Origin of the sequence: Desulfovibrio piger (assembly GCF_900116045.1) — a bacterium.
Classification (GTDB): domain Bacteria; phylum Desulfobacterota; class Desulfovibrionia; order Desulfovibrionales; family Desulfovibrionaceae; genus Desulfovibrio; species Desulfovibrio piger_A.
This window is the reverse complement of sequence record NZ_LT630450.1, coordinates 409668-425435: the sequence shown is the minus strand read 5'-3', so window position 1 is coordinate 425435 and position 15768 is coordinate 409668. Positions and strand designations below refer to the sequence as shown.

The window sequence follows — 15768 nt, the reverse complement described above, 5'->3', positions numbered from 1 at the left end:
GTTTAACAGGAAAGGATACTTCCATGCCCCCTCTGCCACAGGAACAAACGCTGCCCTTGCCGGTCACGGCTCTCCTTTGTGCCCTGTTGCTGCTCCTGACGGCCTGCGGCGCCGCAAACCGCGAACCTGTGGCTGGCGGCCTGGAGCTGCGCATCCTGCATGTGAATGACACCCACGCCTTCCTTGCGGGCACCGATGCGCATATGAATGCCTGCTTCGAGGCCACAGACTGCCGCGGCGGCCTGGCACGCGTCAGTGCGGCCATCCGGGCAGCACGGCACGAGCAGGACAACATCATCGCCCTGGATGCGGGCGACCAGTTCCAGGGGACCCTGTTCTACAGCGTCAACAAGTGGCCCATGATCGCCGCTGCGGACGCGCTGCTGCCCTATGACGCCATGACCCTGGGCAATCATGAATTCGACGAGGGATGCCGTGAGCTGGCCCGCTTTCTCGAAGTCCAGCCCCTGCCCGTACTGGCCGCCAATCTGGCGCCGCAGCAGGGCTGCCCCCTGGCCGGGAGCCGCATACGCCCCTATCTTGTCCAGACGATACGCGGGACCAGAGTAGGCATCATCGGGCTGGCCAATGATGACGTCACCGCACTGGCGGCAGCCTGCCCCCAGACCACCTTCCGGGATGCCCGGACAACGCTGCAACACTATGTCGCCGAACTGGAGGCGCAGGGCATCCGGCACATCATCGCCGTGACTCATCTGGGGCTGGAACGGGACAAAGAGCTGGCCCGCAGTGTCAACGGGGTGGATGTCATCGTGGGTGGCCACAGCCATACCTATCTCGGCCCCGGCTCCACGGAGGGGCCCTACCCCATCGTGGAACACGCGCCGGACGGTGCTCCTGTCCTCGTGGTGACGGCCGCCCGCGCGACCCGCTATCTGGGGGATCTGCACATCACCTTTGATGCGGCGGGCATCCCTGCGGCCTGGACAGGCGGCCCCCGGGAGCTCGTCCCCGCCCTGCCGCAGGAGGAAGCCATGACCCGTCTGGTGGCGAACTATGCGGAGACGCTGGTGCGCTACCGCACGGAGATCGTGGGCCGCCACAACGTCAAGATGCCGGACGGCATGGAGGCCTGCCGCAAGGGCGACTGCTTCAGCGGCCTGCTGACGGCGGACGCCTTTCTGGAATACGGAAGGAAACAGGGCGCCCGCCTGGCCCTGGTGAACGGCGGCGGCATCCGGGCCGCCCTGCCCGCGGGCGACATCTCCCGCGGAGATCTGCTGGCCCTGCATCCCTTTGACGGTCAGGTGCATGTCCGGGAATATTCCGGCGAACAGATCATGGCCGCCCTGGAACACGCCGTGTCCGGGCCCGACGGGGAAGGACCGCAGCTGTTGCAGGTGGCGGGCCTGACCTATACGGCGGACACCAGCCGTCCCGCGGGCCAGCGCCTGCGGGACGTCCATATCGTGGACGGGCATGGCCGGCGGCACGCGCTGAAGCCCCAGGCCCGCTATGGCGTGGTTCTGAGCGATTTCCTGGCCTCGGGTGGTGACGGCTTCGGGATGCTGCGGCAAGGCCGCCTGCTGGCCACCAGTCCCCTGTCTGTGAGGGAACTGACGAGCGACTACATCCGGCGCCATTCCCCTCTGGCGGCACCGCGCGGCAAACGCATCATCCTTCACCGGATGCACGAACAGGCCCAGAAGTAACGGAGCCCGCCAGATACGGGAATGACGCGCATCTGAAAACAGGTCAAACGTCCGGGGCACGGACGCTTCGACAGCCAGCCGGTCCGCTTCCGGCAATGAATGCAGGACGGGGACCGCCAAAAGGGAAAGAAAAGAACAGGAAAAAAGGAAGGGCGGGGGGAATCCGGCACGGCGGCGGGAGACCTCTTTCCCAGGGAGCTGCGGGACTGGTGACAGCCGCAGGTCACTTCCGCTGGATGTCCCCGGTTTACAGGCGATGGCGCAGGCCCATTTTCGTCCTGATCTCAGGAATGCGCCGGCTGGTCCCCGGGAAGGTTCCGGTTCCAATAGACCAGGACGCGCCGGACGAATTCCTGCGTCTCGGGAAAGGGGGGGATGCCGCCGTACTGCTCCACACTGCCGGGCCCGGCGTTGTAGGCGGCCAAAGCCAGTTCCACGGAGCCGAAACGCTGCAACTGGTGCATCAGGTACTGGGAACCGGCATAGACATTGGCCCGGGGATCGAAGGGGTCGATGAGGCCCAGCTCTTCCTGGGTATGGGGCATGATCTGCATGGCCCCCTGGGCTCCCACCGGTGAGACCGCGGTATGATCGAAGGAGGATTCGGCCTGGATGACTGCCAGGACCAGCCCTGCGTCAAGACCGAAGATCTCCTCGGCCTCGCGGGCCAGACGGCGCCACTCCTCGGGTGCGGGGGGCACGATGTCGTCGGGGATCACCGGTGCGGACGGCGGGTGGAAAGACGCGTGCCGCACCGGCGCGACAGCGGAAGACTGCCGGCCGCCACGGTCAGCCGCCGATACGGCGGCCACGGTCATGGTCCGGGGGGCTGCCACGGCCGCTGCGGCCGGCCTGGCTTCGCCCGGGGCCTTTTTCTGCGGCAGGGAAGCGACCCGTACCATACGCGGCAGGACCGTCTGCTCCTGATATTCATGGGAAAGGATGCCCGTGCCGGGCCGCAGGGGCACCGGCGGCAGCGCCGCTTCCGGCGGAGGCGCCGCATGCCCGGACGTCCGGGAGCCGCAGCCGCCGGTCAGCAGCAGGCACAGCAGCAGGCAGGAAAGGCAGGGGATACGAAGGCAGCGGCTATCCTTCACGGCTCAGTTTTCGTCGCGGGCAAGCTGGAAATACAGTTCGATGGTATTGGTGCCGTCATCACCGCTGTAGCAGTGATGCGCGGAAACGTTCTTGACCAGATGGACGCCCAGGCCGCCGATGGGCCGCTCCTCTGCGGCCAGCGACGTATCCGGCGTGGCGGTCTCCATAAAAGGATCGAAGGACGTGCCCCAGTCCCGTATCCAGACGCAGAGGAAGGGCGCGCTGTCCATGCTCACCCGCTTGAAGCCCAGTTCCATCTGCCCCCAGTGGGCGTTCCTGTCGCCTTCCTGCGGGCAGGGACCGGCATAGGCGTAGGTGGCCACATTGACCAGCAGTTCCTCCACTGCCAGCTCCACGAAACCGAGGATCCCGGCATGGTCGGCGGCCAGGTGTTCACGCAGGAATTCCATGGCCGGCGCGCAGCTGTCAACACGGGCGGGAAGCATGATTCTGGCCACTGCCTACCTCCTTGCCCTGTCTCAGCCGGCCAGGGCCGCCAGGGCTTCCTGCCGACTGTCACGGACGGTCAGCATGGCGTTGAACCCGGAGATGCGGAACACTTCCGCCGTCATGGGCTGCAGGGAGCAGAAGGCCAGCTTTCCGGCGCAGGCCTTGAGCGCCTTGACCAGCCCCAGGATGCCCCGCAAGCCGGCAGAGCTGATGTATTCCAGCCGGGACATGTCGATGAGCAGGCGCTGCTTCCCCGTCTCCAGCAGGGCGCGGGTCGCGTTGTCGAATTCCGGTGTCGTCGTGGCGTCCATGCGGCCTGCGAGCTCCACGATGGCGATACCGTCCTGTTCCGTTACGATGACTTCCATAGAACCTCCGAATCTGGCTACTGGTAGCTGAGCAGCAGGCCCTGACTTATCTTCAGCCAGCCGTCCAGCGTCACGAACAGCAGCAGCTTGAACGGCAGGGAAATGGTCATGGGCGAAACCATCATCATGCCCATGGCCAGCAGGACGTTGGAAATGATAAGGTCTATGGCAACGAAAGGCAAATAGAGCAAAAAGCCGATCTGGAACGCCTTGGTCAGCTCCGTGATGGTAAAGGCCGGCACAAGGATGAACATGTTGTCACGCGTGATGCTCTGCCGCTGATGTTCCGGCCAGATGCGCTGGGCCGTGCCCATGAATTCCTGCAGGATGGCGGGGCTGGTATTCTTTTCCAGGAACTGCCGCAACGGCGGTGAAACGGCCTGCAGGGTCTGCAGCATCTCCGCAGGCTTCGGGTTCTCGCTGAAGCGCTGCTGTTCCAGCAGGGCCTTGGTGTCCATGGCCACCGGCGCCATGATGAAGACCGTCAGGATGATGGCCAGACCGTTCATGACCATGGCAGGCGGCACCTGCTGCACCCCCAGGGCGTTGCGGACAAGGCTCGTGACCACCACGATCTTCACGTAGGATGTGACCATCATGAGCAGGAAGGGGGCCAGTCCCAGCAGCGCCAGGCCCGCGATGAGATAAAGGGGATTAATCCCGGCCAGTTCCATCCCCGGCCCCCTGCGGCGCAGCGCTGTCCTGTCCGGCAGCATGCATGCGGGTGATCTGCACGCCCGGCATGCCGCCCACATCCACCAGACGCCCCTGTGCCAGAAGCTGCCCCGCCACACGGATGTCCACGACGGGCGACGGCGTCTCGCCGCCCAGGGCCAGCGTATGCCCGGGGACCAGTGCCGCCAGTTCGTCCAGGCGGAGATGCAGCCTGCCGATCTCAAAGACCACAGGCAATTCCAGCGCCCCGACGGACGCGGGGTCCACCGCGGCGGCTTCTGCGGCGGGCCCGTCATCCCGGACGGCCCCGGTGGGGGCCAGATGTTCTTCACTCATGCCGTCCTCGCTTCCTTTCTCTGCAGGCTCCCGCCCGGGGTCGCCCATATCCGGCCCCAGTACGGACAAAATCCCGTCCCCCAGCCGGCAGGCCAGCGCCCTGCCCTGCGGCAGGCGCAGGCGCGGCATCTCCGGTACCCAGCTCTCCGGCAGGAGAACATCCCCCGGTACGAGCGTCGCGGCCTCGTCTGCCGGCAGGAGTATGCGCCCCGCTTCCAGGGGGCAGGCCAGCGTCCCCGTGAAGCGGGCCCCGGCCTCCGTACGCATGGGGAGCTGCTCCAGACGTTCCAGCACATAACGTGCGGCATTCTCCCTGGCCCAGGACAGACGCAGGAAAACAGCCTCACCGCCGGGCAGATCCAGGCGCAGGGGCAGCGGCCCGCCCCAGTCCGCTCCGGCCTGCGGGGTACCGGCACAGCACAGCTCACAGCCCAGGAAGGGTTCCAGCTGTTGCAGCGCGGGCGCCAGCAGGCGCTCCAGAACGGCCAGGCACAATTCGCCGGGCAGACGGGCGAACGTCTGCTCCCCTGCAGGCAGGGAACTGCGCCAGGCGGCCAGATCCGGCCTCAGGGCCAGTGCCTCCAGGGATGACCATTCCAAGCGCCACAGGTCCTCGCCGCTGCTCAGGTACAGCACGGCCGCCGGAGCAAAGGGGGCATCCTGTTCCGCGGTGGCCGCCGCGGCATTGAACGACAGCATGCAGGGAACAGGCTGCTCCGCACCGGCATCCAGCGGTACGGTCAGCGGCAGGACCCGGCAGACGAGGGCATTGACCAGCCGTGCCTGCAACGGCGGCAGCACCGGCGGGCGGAAAGGCCGGGAAGGGATCTCCTGGGACATGGCTCACCTTTTCCGAAAACCAGCGGGCTCTGCCCGCTCCCCTTTCGGAGGGGGAAAATATCATGGCGCGCCGTGTGGCGGCCGTACCTACTCCGCGTCAGGGACGTAGTCCCGGCGGCCCCGGGACTGCTGCCGGGCATCGCCTTCATTGCCGCCGTCCGTGCGGCTCTGGACGATCTCCACGCGCACGTTCTCGCCACTGCGCTCCAGGGCGCTGCGCAAGGCATCCTGGGCCCCCACCGCCGTCTGGAAGGAAGCGGGGTCGGCACAGGCAAGTCGGATGAACAGCTGGCCGTCCTGCGCCCGGGCCAGGCACAGTTCTGCACCGGAAAGCGGGCCCTGCCCCAGCGTGATGCGGACTTCCGGGGCCCCCTTGCCCGGTTCGGAGACCAGGATGCGGTCGACCAGCTCGCTCACGAGGGCATCCACCTCCCCGGGAGCCGGGGCTGCCTGTACGGCGGTGGGCTGAATGTTCCGCATGCGGCTGCCGAAAAGGCTGTCCAGCAGCGCCTGGGGCGACGGTGCCTCCTGCCGGGAACCGCCCCGGCCATCCTCCTGACCGCCCTGCCCGTCCCGTTCCCGGGATTCCTGCATGGCCCGGTCAAAACGCTCCTTGTCCCTGCCGTCCACGGGGCGTTCTGCGTCTTCACGCCCTGTCTGCGTGCGGGAATCCGCTTCCTGCAAACGCCGGGAACTGATCTCCATGCCCATGGACACCTCCAGCATACGCCGCCATGCGGGCTTGCGGGATCCGGCAGAACAGCCTGCTGGGGGCCTCAGGCATCGTCACTGGCGCGGGAAGGGGTGGCGAACTCCTCCAGCTCCAGATCTTCCAGATGCTCCTGCTCCCGTTTGGCGTTCTCCTGCCAGATATCACGATGTTTCTCGATCTTGGCCGCTTCCCGGCGGGCCAGGGCCACGGCCCTTTGCGCACCGGTCACGGCCTGCTCCTGCTGCCGCACCTGCTCCTCGGCCTGCCCTACGGCCTGGAGGCGTTCCTGTTCCCCGGTGGCCAGTGCCCCCAGGGCGGCCCGGAAATCCGCGACCTCTTCCAGCGAAAGGGTCGCTCCCATGATGGCGGCGTAACGCCGCTCCTCTTCTTCCTGCCGCCAGGTACGGTAACGTTCCAGCTCGATCCGCCGCCGCTCCGCTTCCTCACGGGCCTGTACCAGCCGCCGTTCCTCCAGCCGCAAGGCATTGCGGGCGGCGTCTTCCCGATAGTGGCGGACGGACAGCAGGGCCTGCAAAGGATAGCGTCGTTGCGCCATGATGCACCTTTGCCGCATGCGGAGGCCGTGCCCCGCTTACAGCACGACTTTTTTCAGAGCCGCCAGGGTCTCCTCGAACGAGCTTTTTTCCTCCAGCCCCTGGCGCAAAAAATCATTGACCGCCTGGATATGCCCCAGGGCAAAATCCGCCTCGGCATCGGCCCCTTTCTTGTATTCGCCGATCTGCACCAGCAGCTCCACTTCCGCGTATTTGGCCAGTATCTTGCGCAGGGCCTGGGCCGCGGCCTTGTGCTCCTTGTCCACCACGGCGTTCATGACGCGGCTGACGCTGGCCTGGACGTCGATGGCGGGATAATGGTTGGCAGCGGCCAGCTTGCGCGAAAGCACGATATGCCCGTCAAGGATGGACCGGGTCTCGTCGGCGATGGGTTCGGTCATGTCATCTCCTTCCACCAGCACGGTATACAGGGCGGTGATGGAGCCCTTGTCGGAATTGCCCGCGCGCTCCATGAGCTTGGGCAGCTCCGAAAAGACCGAAGGCGGGAAGCCCCGGCGAGTCGGCGGTTCTCCGGCCGCCAGACCGATCTCGCGCTGGGCGCGTCCGAAGCGGGTCACGGAATCCATCATCAGCAATACGCTCCTGCCCTGATCACGAAAATATTCGGCAATGGCCGTGGCCGTATAGGCGGCCTTGAGCCGCTCCATGGAGGAACGGTCCGACGTGGAGACCACGAGCACGGCCTTTTTGCGGCCTTCCGGGCCGATGTCGCGTTCGATGAATTCCCGCACTTCGCGGCCGCGTTCACCGATGAGCGCCAGCACGCAGACATCGGCCGTGCAGCCCTTGAGGATACTGGACAGCAAGGTGGACTTGCCGCCGCCTGCCGCGGCGAAGATGCCCATGCGCTGCCCTTCCCCGCAGGTCAGCACACCGTCGATGACGCGCAGGCCCAGGGAGATGGGCTTGCTGATGACCTTGCGGGTCATGGGATTGGGCGCTTCGGCCACCAGCGGATAGTGGGTGCGCGTCCTGATGGCCGGACCGCCGTCCATGGCCTGCCCCAGACCGTCCACCACACGGCCCAGCAGCTCATGGCCCACGGGGACGGAAAGGATCTCGCCCGTGGGGATGACTTCCGTGGCCGGGGAGATGCCCTGCATGTTGCCCAGGGGCGACAGCAGGGCCACGTTCCTGACGAAGCCCACCACCTCGGCCTTGAGGCTCCAGTCTTCCCAGGGATTGCGCAGCAGGCAGAGTTCCCCCACCTTCACACCGGGGACCACGGCACGGATGATGGTGCCCACCACCTGCTCCACGCGCCCCCGCGTCTCCAGGGGATTGACGTCGCGGACGGCCTCCTCCAGCAGGTCGCCGATGTATTCGAAAGCCATCTACGACTCCCTGATCTTGCCCAGCAAAGCGTGCTCTATGGCCTTGAGCTGGGTCTCCAGGCTGGCGTCCACGACCCCCAGCTCGCATTCCAGAATGCAGTCCCCGGGCTTCATGCGGGGGTCGGCCGTCACGTCCAGAAAAGTGGCGCCATTGGGAGCGGACGAGATCATGGCCGCCAGCGAGGCCCGCACCGCGTCCTTGTCGTCAGGCGAGACACGGATGAGCACACGCTGCTGGCTGCGCACGGCGTTCAGGGCGTTGCGCACCACGCGCACCGTGCATTCCCGGTCGTCCAGCTCGCCGATGATCTTGCGCACGGCGGACGTCACCACTCCCACGAGCTTGGCTTCCACCCCCTCGATATATTCCACGGCCTGCATGGCCGTTTCCATCATCTTTTCGGCCTGCTCCATGCGGCCTTCCATAAGGCCGTCCTCATAGCCGGCCCGCTTGCGCTCCGCATAGGCCTTTTCCGCTTCGGCAGCCATGACGGCAGCCCGTTCCCGGGCGGCGGCCAGCACATCGTTGGCTTCCACGAGACGCGCATAATCAGCCGCGCGCAATACCCGTACCCCGGGAGCGGGCATCACCGTATTGCCTGTCAGTCGAAACACGGCGCCCATGACGGAGCCACCTCCTTGAGCAGCAGTTTTTTCACCCCGCGCCACAGTTCGTGGCATTCCTCTTCCGTCAGGGACGGCAGCACGGCCGTCGCCGGCAGCGCGGGCAGACGATCCCGGACACGCAGGGCCACATCTTCCGGCCAGAGCCCGGCTATCAGGAGCAGCGCCATGGTGCCGTGCAGGGCGCAGCGCTCCGCCAGGGGCAGATCCGTATCCCGCCACTGGAAGAAGCGCCGCACGCCTCCCAGCTGATACCGGCCCCGCTGCAGGGCATACTGATAGGTCTCCTCGCCCAGGGACCGCCGCAGGGAAAGGACCTCGTCCCGCAGCAGCACCGCCGCGATGGCGGGAGCATGCAGGACCACGCCCGTCACCCGGCACAGCTCCAGCAGGGCCGGAGCAGGCAGCAGGGCAAGCCGGCGCGATTCCTCGGCATAGTCCCAGAACGGGAGCGGTCCGGCAGTTCCGCTTGCAGAAACGGGCAGCCCGTGCGTCAACGGCCGCTGCTGCAACCAGGCCCACAGGCTGTCCGCGGCCCTGCCCAGCTGCTCACGGCAGGCATCCGGCAACCGCGGTCCGCCTTCCGGCAGATTGGCCTGCAGCAGGCGCTGCCACAGGACCGGACGGCGCACGAGGACGTCCGCGAAAAACTGCTTGTGCATCAGGCCTCACCCTGCTTGCCGGCGTCATCCCCCTCCCCGGCCTCAAGGGCTTTCCGGGCAGCACGGCGGCGGGCCAGCAGACGGCGGCCGCAGACCCAGCCCCCCGCGCCCAGCGCCAGGAGCACCGCCGCCATGGCCAGCATCTGCAGCAGCAGGGCGGGCGTATGGGCCCCCGGTGACAGCAGCGGGGACGGGAGCTTGCTGTCCGGTACCGTCACGCTTTCCCGTACCGGGACCAGCATCACGCTCACATTGTCGTACTTGAGGGACGCCACGGCACCCGCCACCAGCTCCCTGATCTCGGGTACAAGATTGACCACGGGTGAATCCAGGGTATGGCGCAGGAAGACGGCCGCGGAGGGGGCGATGGTGATGTTGTTCACCTTGTCGTTGACGCCGAGCACCACATGGACGCGGGCCGTCAGGACACCGTCGATACGCGAGAGCGTGTCCGCCAGCTCCTGTGACAGGGCATAGGACATACGGGCCTGGACTTCGGAAGTGGAGGAGATCATGCCGTCACCGGCGAACACTTCCCCCAGGTTCTTGAAGGCTTCGCGCGGCAGACTGTTCTCCTTGAGGATCTGCAGGGCCCGCACCAGCTGGTCGTCATCCACCAGCAGGGTATAGCCATTCTTGCCCGCAGCCTGTTTTTCCGCCTCGATCCCCCGTCGCAGCAGGGTGGAAAGCATCTGGTTGGCCTGGTCCTCGGACAGGCCCGAATACATCTCCACCTTGCAGCCGGCAAGGAGCAGGAGCAGGGACAGCAGCAAAAAAAGCATGGGACGCGGCATGGAAAAACCTCTGGATGAGATACGGGGCCTAACCGGACTGGCGCAGCAGGCTTTCCAGGCCTTGCGTCGTCTGCTGCGATGTCTGGACCCCCACTTTGGCCTGAACATTGAGCATGCCCACAAGTTGCTGCACATGCAGCAATTCCTGCGGGCTGACAAGGGCCCCCTGCCCGGAGACCCGTTCCAGCAGCCGCCCCAGCTCTTCCAGGGCATCCTGGCGGGAGATCCCTTCGCTCTGGAAGACGGCCTGCGGCTCCTTCACCTCCTGCCCGGCGGGGACATCAGCGCCACCGGCTGCGGCGGGCTGCTCCACGGCAAGCCCCTTCCCGGCCTGTTCCACAGGAGACGGCGATCCCTCCGCGCCTGTTCCGGCAACGGAAGGGCACGGCATGGATTCCGCCGGGCCCGGCAGGAGCGCCGTTGCCGCCGGGGCCCCGCCGGTTCCGCCGGCAGCAGCTGCGGAAGCGTCTGCCGGAGGGGAGGAAAGGGCCTCCTCGAAAGCCCTGACCAGCTCCCGCGACGGCGCACCGGAAGGGCCTCCCTCGGAAGGCTCGCCCGCCCACTGGGCAAGCTTTTCCAGGGCTTCCAGCAGTCTGGTCGCGCCTTGTGCCGATGCGGCTATCATGTGCCGTGCCTCCCGGACAGCCTGATGTCAGGCCGGTATCAGGCCACTTCCATGATGGCCCGGGCCATGTCTGCGGCCGCGCAGTCCTGGGGGATGGCCGTAAAGGCCTGTTCCGCCTCTTCCCTGCGTCCGGCCAGCAGGCAGGCAAGGCCGCGCATGGCAAGGGCGTCGGCATCAGCGGCATTGCCCGCAAGGACCTTGTCCAGGATGGTGAGCGCGGTGTCAAAATCATCCACGACCACGTGGGAAAATGCCAGTCCCACGAGAGCGGGCGCAAAATCCGGCCTGAGCGCCAGGACTGCCCGAAAAATGGTCCTGGCTTCCCCGACAAGCCCCTTTTGACAGGCCAGATTGGCCAGATCCAGCAGACGGGCCATCTGTTTTTCGGAAACCATATATCTCTCCCATGTTGGGGGCCGAAAACGGCCCCATCATCATTCCTTTGCCAGTGTTGCACCCGTTCCCGGATGCTAGCCCGTCCTCTGGGCCAGAGACTTGAGCATATCCTGGATGCTCTTGGTCACCGAGGAGATGGTCTCCAGCTTGGCGTTGTACTGCCCCATGGCGAACTGCAGTTCCAGCAGCTCCATCTGGTCCACCTCGCCGGAGGCACTGATCTCGTCCATCTTGGCCTGCAGGGCCTGGCCGTCCCGGCTCAGTCCGTTGGTGGCATTCTGGAACAGCTGGCCGACATCGATCCCGCCCGAGCTTCCTATATTCATGGTGTTCTCCTGACTGATCCGCAATGCGGTCATCTTGCTCTTACGCTTTTGCCGCCCGGCTCTGCGGCTGACAGGGCCGTCCCAGGGCCGCAGGGGCCGGCCACGCCGGCCCGTTCCACGCCCGGCGGCGGCTTTTCCCGGATCAGCGGTTCAGCGTATCGTAAACGCGCTCCGCCACGTTCTCCGCGCAATCCACTGCGGTCATGACCTGCCGGGCAACAGCCATCTCGTCCGGTGTCATGCCGGCATCCATGGCGCGCTTGACATCCATCCGCATCTCGAACAGCTCCTCGCGAAGCTGCTTGAGGCCCCGCCCCGAAGGATCTTCCGCCAGCATGTCAAAGGCTGATTCCATTTCCATCATTTACCTCTCAATCTGTGACTGACGACCTGGCTGCCGTTGCGCAGGACAAGGGCTTTGGTGTCGATGCTCTCCAGGGTCCAGCCGCTGGGGAGCACGGCCCCTTCAAACAGGCGCCTGCCATCGGCGGTGGTCACGAAACGCATGGGCGACATGGTGACGCCGGTCACACGCAGCCCTCCCAGCGGATCCCCGCCGCCAGTGCCCGCCGGCCGGGCAGGTGCGGCCCCGCCGGGCTCCCCGTCCCGCGAAGGTGTCAGGGAGCGTTCCGCAGCGGCCAGAGCGCCCGAGGCCGACGAGGTCCCGTACAGACGGACACCGAACAGCTCGCTGGCATCCTGCCGGATGGCTTCCAGCTTCTTGGTGTCTTCCGGCCGGAAATCACCCGAAAAATCCACCCGGCCCGGCAGGTAGATGACCCGGACATTCCCCAGGCCCGCCCGCTGCAGGGCCGCATCCAGTACAGGCGCAAGATCCTTTTCGTAGACGATGTGCCTGTCCACCGTCGGCAGGCCCCGGACCTCTTCTTTCAGGGCCGTGAAGGCTGCTGCCTCCAGCAGCTCGTCCTTCATGTAGGCCCTGACCTGCAAACGCGGATTGCCCTTGTTCTCCCACAGGACGACATCAGGATGGAAACCGCGGATACCAAGCGAACTGCGCACGGCGCGCAGCATGTCTTCCTGTACGGCCACTTCCAGGTACACAGGGATATGCAATCCACGTGCCATATCACGCAAACGGATCATGGCCGCATCGTCCGCCACTGTTCCGCGTATCTCCACGCCAGGATCACGCCGGCTCACAGCCAGGCCCCGGATACCGGCATCTTCAAGATATTTTTTAATGATCTCGGGGTAATGCTCAGGATCAGAGTCCGCAGGTCTGACCATCAGGGACAAGGCGAGCAGGAAGACCGCCACCAGCACCAGAAGCAAGGCCCGCCAGCCGGCTCGACGGGCGGGGGGCGTTTCCGGGACATCCGGCAACAGTGTTTCCGAAGCTTCGGCGTCCATGCCAAGATCATTGGCGGTCGGCAGCAGCTCAGATGTCTCCGTGACCGCAGGTACGGATCCCGTCTCCACAGGCGCAGCCTCGCCGGCCCCGGGGGTGCGGGCGTGCGGGGAAAGCTCCGGCACAAGACTTTCCTGGGGGACTCCGGGACGGTTCCAGGCAAAACAGGTCGTACCAAGATACCAGGCGCTCCCGGCTGCGGGATGCAGAGGACCATCGGCCTCACCCGGCCCGACGGGCTCTTCCCCCTGCAGACGAAGCGGACCATCCAGGGCCGTCACGGACAGCACGGGAAAGGCGTTGTCTCCTGACGAAATGTCCAGAACGGCATGGCGGGGGGCAAGACCGGTCAGGATGATGTCGCAGGCGTCATCCGACCCCACGACCCAGTTCCCTTCCGCCAGTTCCACACAGGCGCCCAGATGCGGCCCGGAAAAGACGTACAGGCAGACGGCGCTGCCCCTGCTGCCGGTCACTGGCGCCCCCCGGCGGAAGACGCCGTGCTGCTGACAGGCGTCAGCACCGGCTGGGCCCCCGCACTGGCAGGGGTCAGGATGGGCTGCGGCACGGCCGCGTTCTGGATGCTCTTGGTGGTGGCCGGTACAGGTGACGGCTGGGGCGTGACCTTCACGGGAGGCGCGGGCTGCACGTCCGGTGCCAGCTCGCGGCGGCGGGCGCAGCCGCCCACAGGCATTTCCTTGGGGCGCCGTTCTTCATAGTCGGCCTGGGTGGGCGTCCGGCTGAAGCGGGGATCGTCCACACGGGCCGGCACGTTGGAGGCCGTATCCATGCGGACGATGCGCGGCGTGATCAGGATAAGGCGCTCCATGCGCTGGTGCTTTTTGCCCGTGGAACCGAACAGGCCGCCCAGGATGGGGATGTTCTTGAGGCCGGGGATGCCGGTCTCCGCATCGCTCTGGATCTCGTAATAATGTCCCCCGATGAGCAGGCTCTGCCCTTCTCCCACGATGGCCTGCGTATTGATCTTTGTCTGCTTGATGGGGGAAAGATTGTTGGGATCCACGGAAAACAGGCTGGAGCCGTCGTCCCGGTCATCCTGCACGCTGACCATGAGCTTGATGCTGTCCGCCTGTCCCGGCAGGCCGGGGATGATGTGGGGCGTCACCTTGAGGACGGTCCCCGAATCGATCTTGAACAGGTCGGAGGACTCATTGCCCGATACCGGCACATAATAGGAACTGGTATTCTCCAGGGACGCCTGCACATTGTCCATGGTCAGCACGGAAGGTTTGCCCAGCACGCGGGCCTGGCCGTCTTCTTCCAGGGCGGTGACGCGGGCCAGGAAATAGTCCGAGCCGTAGGAATACAGGGTGGAATAGGAGAGCCCCCCCGCGCTGGAAGCCCCGGCAGCGGGAAAAATGCCGCTGGTGGAGGTGCCCCCCGCGCTGCCGCCGCCTGTCCAGTGCTTGCCGTAGGCTCCGGTGCCCGACCAGTTGACGCCGAAATCACGGGAAAAATCGCTGTCGATATCCACGATGGCCGCGTGGATCTCCACCAGTTCCACGGGCTTGTCCAGGTCGGCGATGACCTTGGCGTAATAGCTCATGCGGTATTCGGCATCGGTCACGACCACGGCATTGACCCGGGGATCGGCGATGATGCTGGGCCCCCCGGACGTCCCGGACGGATCCTTTCCGTTCTGGGGGGCTGCCGGCGCTGTCTGGGAGGAGCCCGCCGGAGTGCTCATGGCGATCAGCCCCTTGCCCCGCAGGCCTCCCTGTGCCGACGGCTGCACCGTCACCTGTGAACCGGTCAGCGGCGTTCCGCTGGCCATGGCCTGCAGGATGCTGGCCACACCGGGGATGGTCACGGTGGCATCCATGCTGTTGACCTGCATGTCTTCCGCCCAGGCATACTTGAGCGGGAACACGCGCATGACGCTGCGGCTGCCCTGGGCATCCTCAAAGGCTTTCATGGCCCCGCGCAGCTGATCCAGATAGAGGGGCGGGCCACTGACCGAGAGCAGGTTCTGCGCATGCAGCAGCTTGACGGGCAGCTGCGGCGAGATCATGCCCGCACTGCGCAGCATGTCCCGCAAGGAGGCGGCCGAGACCGTGGACGGCGCCAGGAAGGCTTCGGCCTTTTCGCTGTCGTTCCAGAACGTCACCGTACGCCCCTGCATGTACCAGCGCACCCCGAACGCCGAGCGCATGCCATTGAGGAAGGTACGGGGGTCCACCTGCTCGAAGCGGCCGCTCATCTGCCCGTTGAGGGCAGGACTGCATACCGAGCCGTAGCCTTCGGCACGGGCAAAGGCGGAAAGGACCGTGCAGATGTTTTCATTGTCCGCGTAATGGGAAAACGCCGCCCGAAAGGGGAAGGCGCCGCGGGAAGACGCGCAAAGACCTTCTGTTGCCAGAAGGCAGCAGAAGATCCAGCACAGGCAGAGGGCTACAAGGCGCTTCAATAGACGCCTCCGAAAAACGTACCCGACAGGGAGAACATGGAAGACAGCTCCTCACGCGGCGAGCCCCCCAGGCTCTTCTTCCACCAGGCGAGGTCATTGAGGAAGTCCCGGACGGCATCGTCGAAACGCTGCTGGGGCACGTCCACGGGCATCCGGGACTGCAATATCAGGCGATCCCGATCCCGGGCCGCCGGGTCTTCCTGATGCTCAAGGGCCACGACCGAAGCGCGCTCACGGCAGATGCCGGCCTGCTGGCCCGCCACGTTACGGAGCAGGCTGTCCCGGTCATGCCCCGCCTCCGGCAAGGAAAGCAGCTCGGCCAGCAGGAAGCACCAGCGCCCGTCAGGAGAAAAAATCTTCAGGTCAAGGCCGTCTTCCAGACGAAAGCGGTATGAACCGTCCTTTTCCGGGCGGGGGGGCTTCCAGCCGGCCGTCACCGCGAGGGCACGGACCTTGTCATCCAGCGAAACCATAGGCAGT

At 65.9% G+C, this 15768-nt stretch carries 19 protein-coding genes; 1 reads left to right on the top strand and 18 read right to left on the bottom strand.

Translation table 11 applies throughout. The annotated features are described in order from the left end of the window. The first annotated feature begins 23 nt into the window (after window positions 1-23). A complete protein-coding gene (locus DESPIGER_RS02115) occupies window positions 24-1673 on the top strand; it encodes a bifunctional metallophosphatase/5'-nucleotidase (protein ID WP_072332435.1) in 1650 nt (549 codons plus the stop codon). Window positions 1674-1957: 284 nt separating this feature from the next. Here DESPIGER_RS02115 and DESPIGER_RS12585 read toward each other — a convergent pair whose 3' ends face one another. From DESPIGER_RS12585 to DESPIGER_RS02025, 18 genes are all read right to left on the bottom strand, one after another. Further along, window positions 1958-2770: a lytic transglycosylase domain-containing protein gene (locus tag DESPIGER_RS12585; RefSeq protein ID WP_231927609.1), complete on the bottom strand. Its 813-nt coding sequence runs from the start codon at window positions 2768-2770 to the stop codon at window positions 1958-1960. A gap of 3 nt (window positions 2771-2773) precedes the next feature. After that, complete coding sequence (locus tag DESPIGER_RS02105; RefSeq protein ID WP_072332432.1) at window positions 2774-3229, bottom strand: ATP-binding protein; 456 nt, start codon at window positions 3227-3229, stop codon at window positions 2774-2776. Window positions 3230-3250: 21 nt separating this feature from the next. Beyond that, entirely contained in the window at window positions 3251-3589 is a 339-nt protein-coding gene (locus DESPIGER_RS02100) for an STAS domain-containing protein (RefSeq protein ID WP_072332429.1), read from the bottom strand. A gap of 17 nt (window positions 3590-3606) precedes the next feature. Then, window positions 3607-4257 carry a type III secretion system export apparatus subunit SctR gene (sctR, locus tag DESPIGER_RS02095; protein ID WP_072337483.1) on the bottom strand — a complete coding sequence of 217 codons (651 nt, stop codon included), beginning with the start codon at window positions 4255-4257 and terminating at the stop codon, window positions 3607-3609. Next, entirely contained in the window at window positions 4244-5440 is a 1197-nt protein-coding gene (locus tag DESPIGER_RS02090; RefSeq protein WP_072332426.1) for a FliM/FliN family flagellar motor switch protein, read from the bottom strand. Before DESPIGER_RS02090 ends, sctR begins: the two co-directional genes overlap by 14 nt. Before the next feature lie 87 nt (window positions 5441-5527). Then, window positions 5528-6166, bottom strand: a complete 639-nt coding sequence (locus DESPIGER_RS02085; RefSeq protein WP_072332423.1) for a hypothetical protein — start codon at window positions 6164-6166, stop codon at window positions 5528-5530. Window positions 6167-6216: 50 nt separating this feature from the next. Continuing rightward, window positions 6217-6708, bottom strand: a complete 492-nt coding sequence (gene sctO / locus DESPIGER_RS02080; RefSeq protein WP_072332420.1) for a type III secretion system stalk subunit SctO — start codon at window positions 6706-6708, stop codon at window positions 6217-6219. 36 nt (window positions 6709-6744) lie between these two features. Beyond that, window positions 6745-8061, bottom strand: coding sequence for a type III secretion system ATPase SctN (gene sctN / locus DESPIGER_RS02075; RefSeq protein ID WP_072332417.1), 1317 nt, complete (start codon window positions 8059-8061; stop codon window positions 6745-6747). Continuing rightward, entirely contained in the window at window positions 8062-8685 is a 624-nt protein-coding gene (locus DESPIGER_RS02070) for an HrpE/YscL family type III secretion apparatus protein (RefSeq protein WP_072332414.1), read from the bottom strand. After that, complete coding sequence (locus tag DESPIGER_RS02065; protein WP_072332411.1) at window positions 8664-9347, bottom strand: SctK family type III secretion system sorting platform protein; 684 nt, start codon at window positions 9345-9347, stop codon at window positions 8664-8666. Before DESPIGER_RS02065 ends, DESPIGER_RS02070 begins: the two co-directional genes overlap by 22 nt. Next, on the bottom strand, window positions 9347-10129 hold the full coding sequence (gene sctJ / locus DESPIGER_RS02060; protein WP_072337481.1) for a type III secretion system inner membrane ring lipoprotein SctJ: 783 nt from the start codon (window positions 10127-10129) through the stop codon (window positions 9347-9349). The genes DESPIGER_RS02065 and sctJ overlap by 1 nt, the downstream gene beginning before the upstream one ends. 40 nt (window positions 10130-10169) lie before the next feature. Further along, on the bottom strand, window positions 10170-10766 hold the full coding sequence (locus tag DESPIGER_RS12770; protein ID WP_156831607.1) for a hypothetical protein: 597 nt from the start codon (window positions 10764-10766) through the stop codon (window positions 10170-10172). Window positions 10767-10804: 38 nt separating this feature from the next. Beyond that, on the bottom strand, window positions 10805-11161 hold the full coding sequence (locus DESPIGER_RS02050; protein ID WP_072332405.1) for a tetratricopeptide repeat protein: 357 nt from the start codon (window positions 11159-11161) through the stop codon (window positions 10805-10807). A gap of 75 nt (window positions 11162-11236) precedes the next feature. Next, on the bottom strand, window positions 11237-11488 hold the full coding sequence (locus DESPIGER_RS02045; RefSeq protein WP_072332402.1) for an EscF/YscF/HrpA family type III secretion system needle major subunit: 252 nt from the start codon (window positions 11486-11488) through the stop codon (window positions 11237-11239). Window positions 11489-11630: 142 nt separating this feature from the next. Continuing rightward, the gene (locus tag DESPIGER_RS02040; RefSeq protein ID WP_072332399.1) at window positions 11631-11852 is read right to left on the bottom strand and encodes a hypothetical protein; all 222 of its coding nucleotides are present in this window, start codon (window positions 11850-11852) and stop codon (window positions 11631-11633) included. Further along, on the bottom strand, window positions 11849-13336 hold the full coding sequence (gene sctD, locus DESPIGER_RS02035; protein WP_072332395.1) for a type III secretion system inner membrane ring subunit SctD: 1488 nt from the start codon (window positions 13334-13336) through the stop codon (window positions 11849-11851). Before sctD ends, DESPIGER_RS02040 begins: the two co-directional genes overlap by 4 nt. After that, a complete protein-coding gene (gene sctC / locus DESPIGER_RS02030; protein WP_072332390.1) occupies window positions 13333-15288 on the bottom strand; it encodes a type III secretion system outer membrane ring subunit SctC in 1956 nt (651 codons plus the stop codon). The genes sctD and sctC overlap by 4 nt, the downstream gene beginning before the upstream one ends. Then, complete coding sequence (locus DESPIGER_RS02025) at window positions 15285-15761, bottom strand: type III secretion system chaperone (protein WP_072332387.1); 477 nt, start codon at window positions 15759-15761, stop codon at window positions 15285-15287. Before DESPIGER_RS02025 ends, sctC begins: the two co-directional genes overlap by 4 nt. Between the last annotated feature and the right edge of the window lie 7 nt (window positions 15762-15768).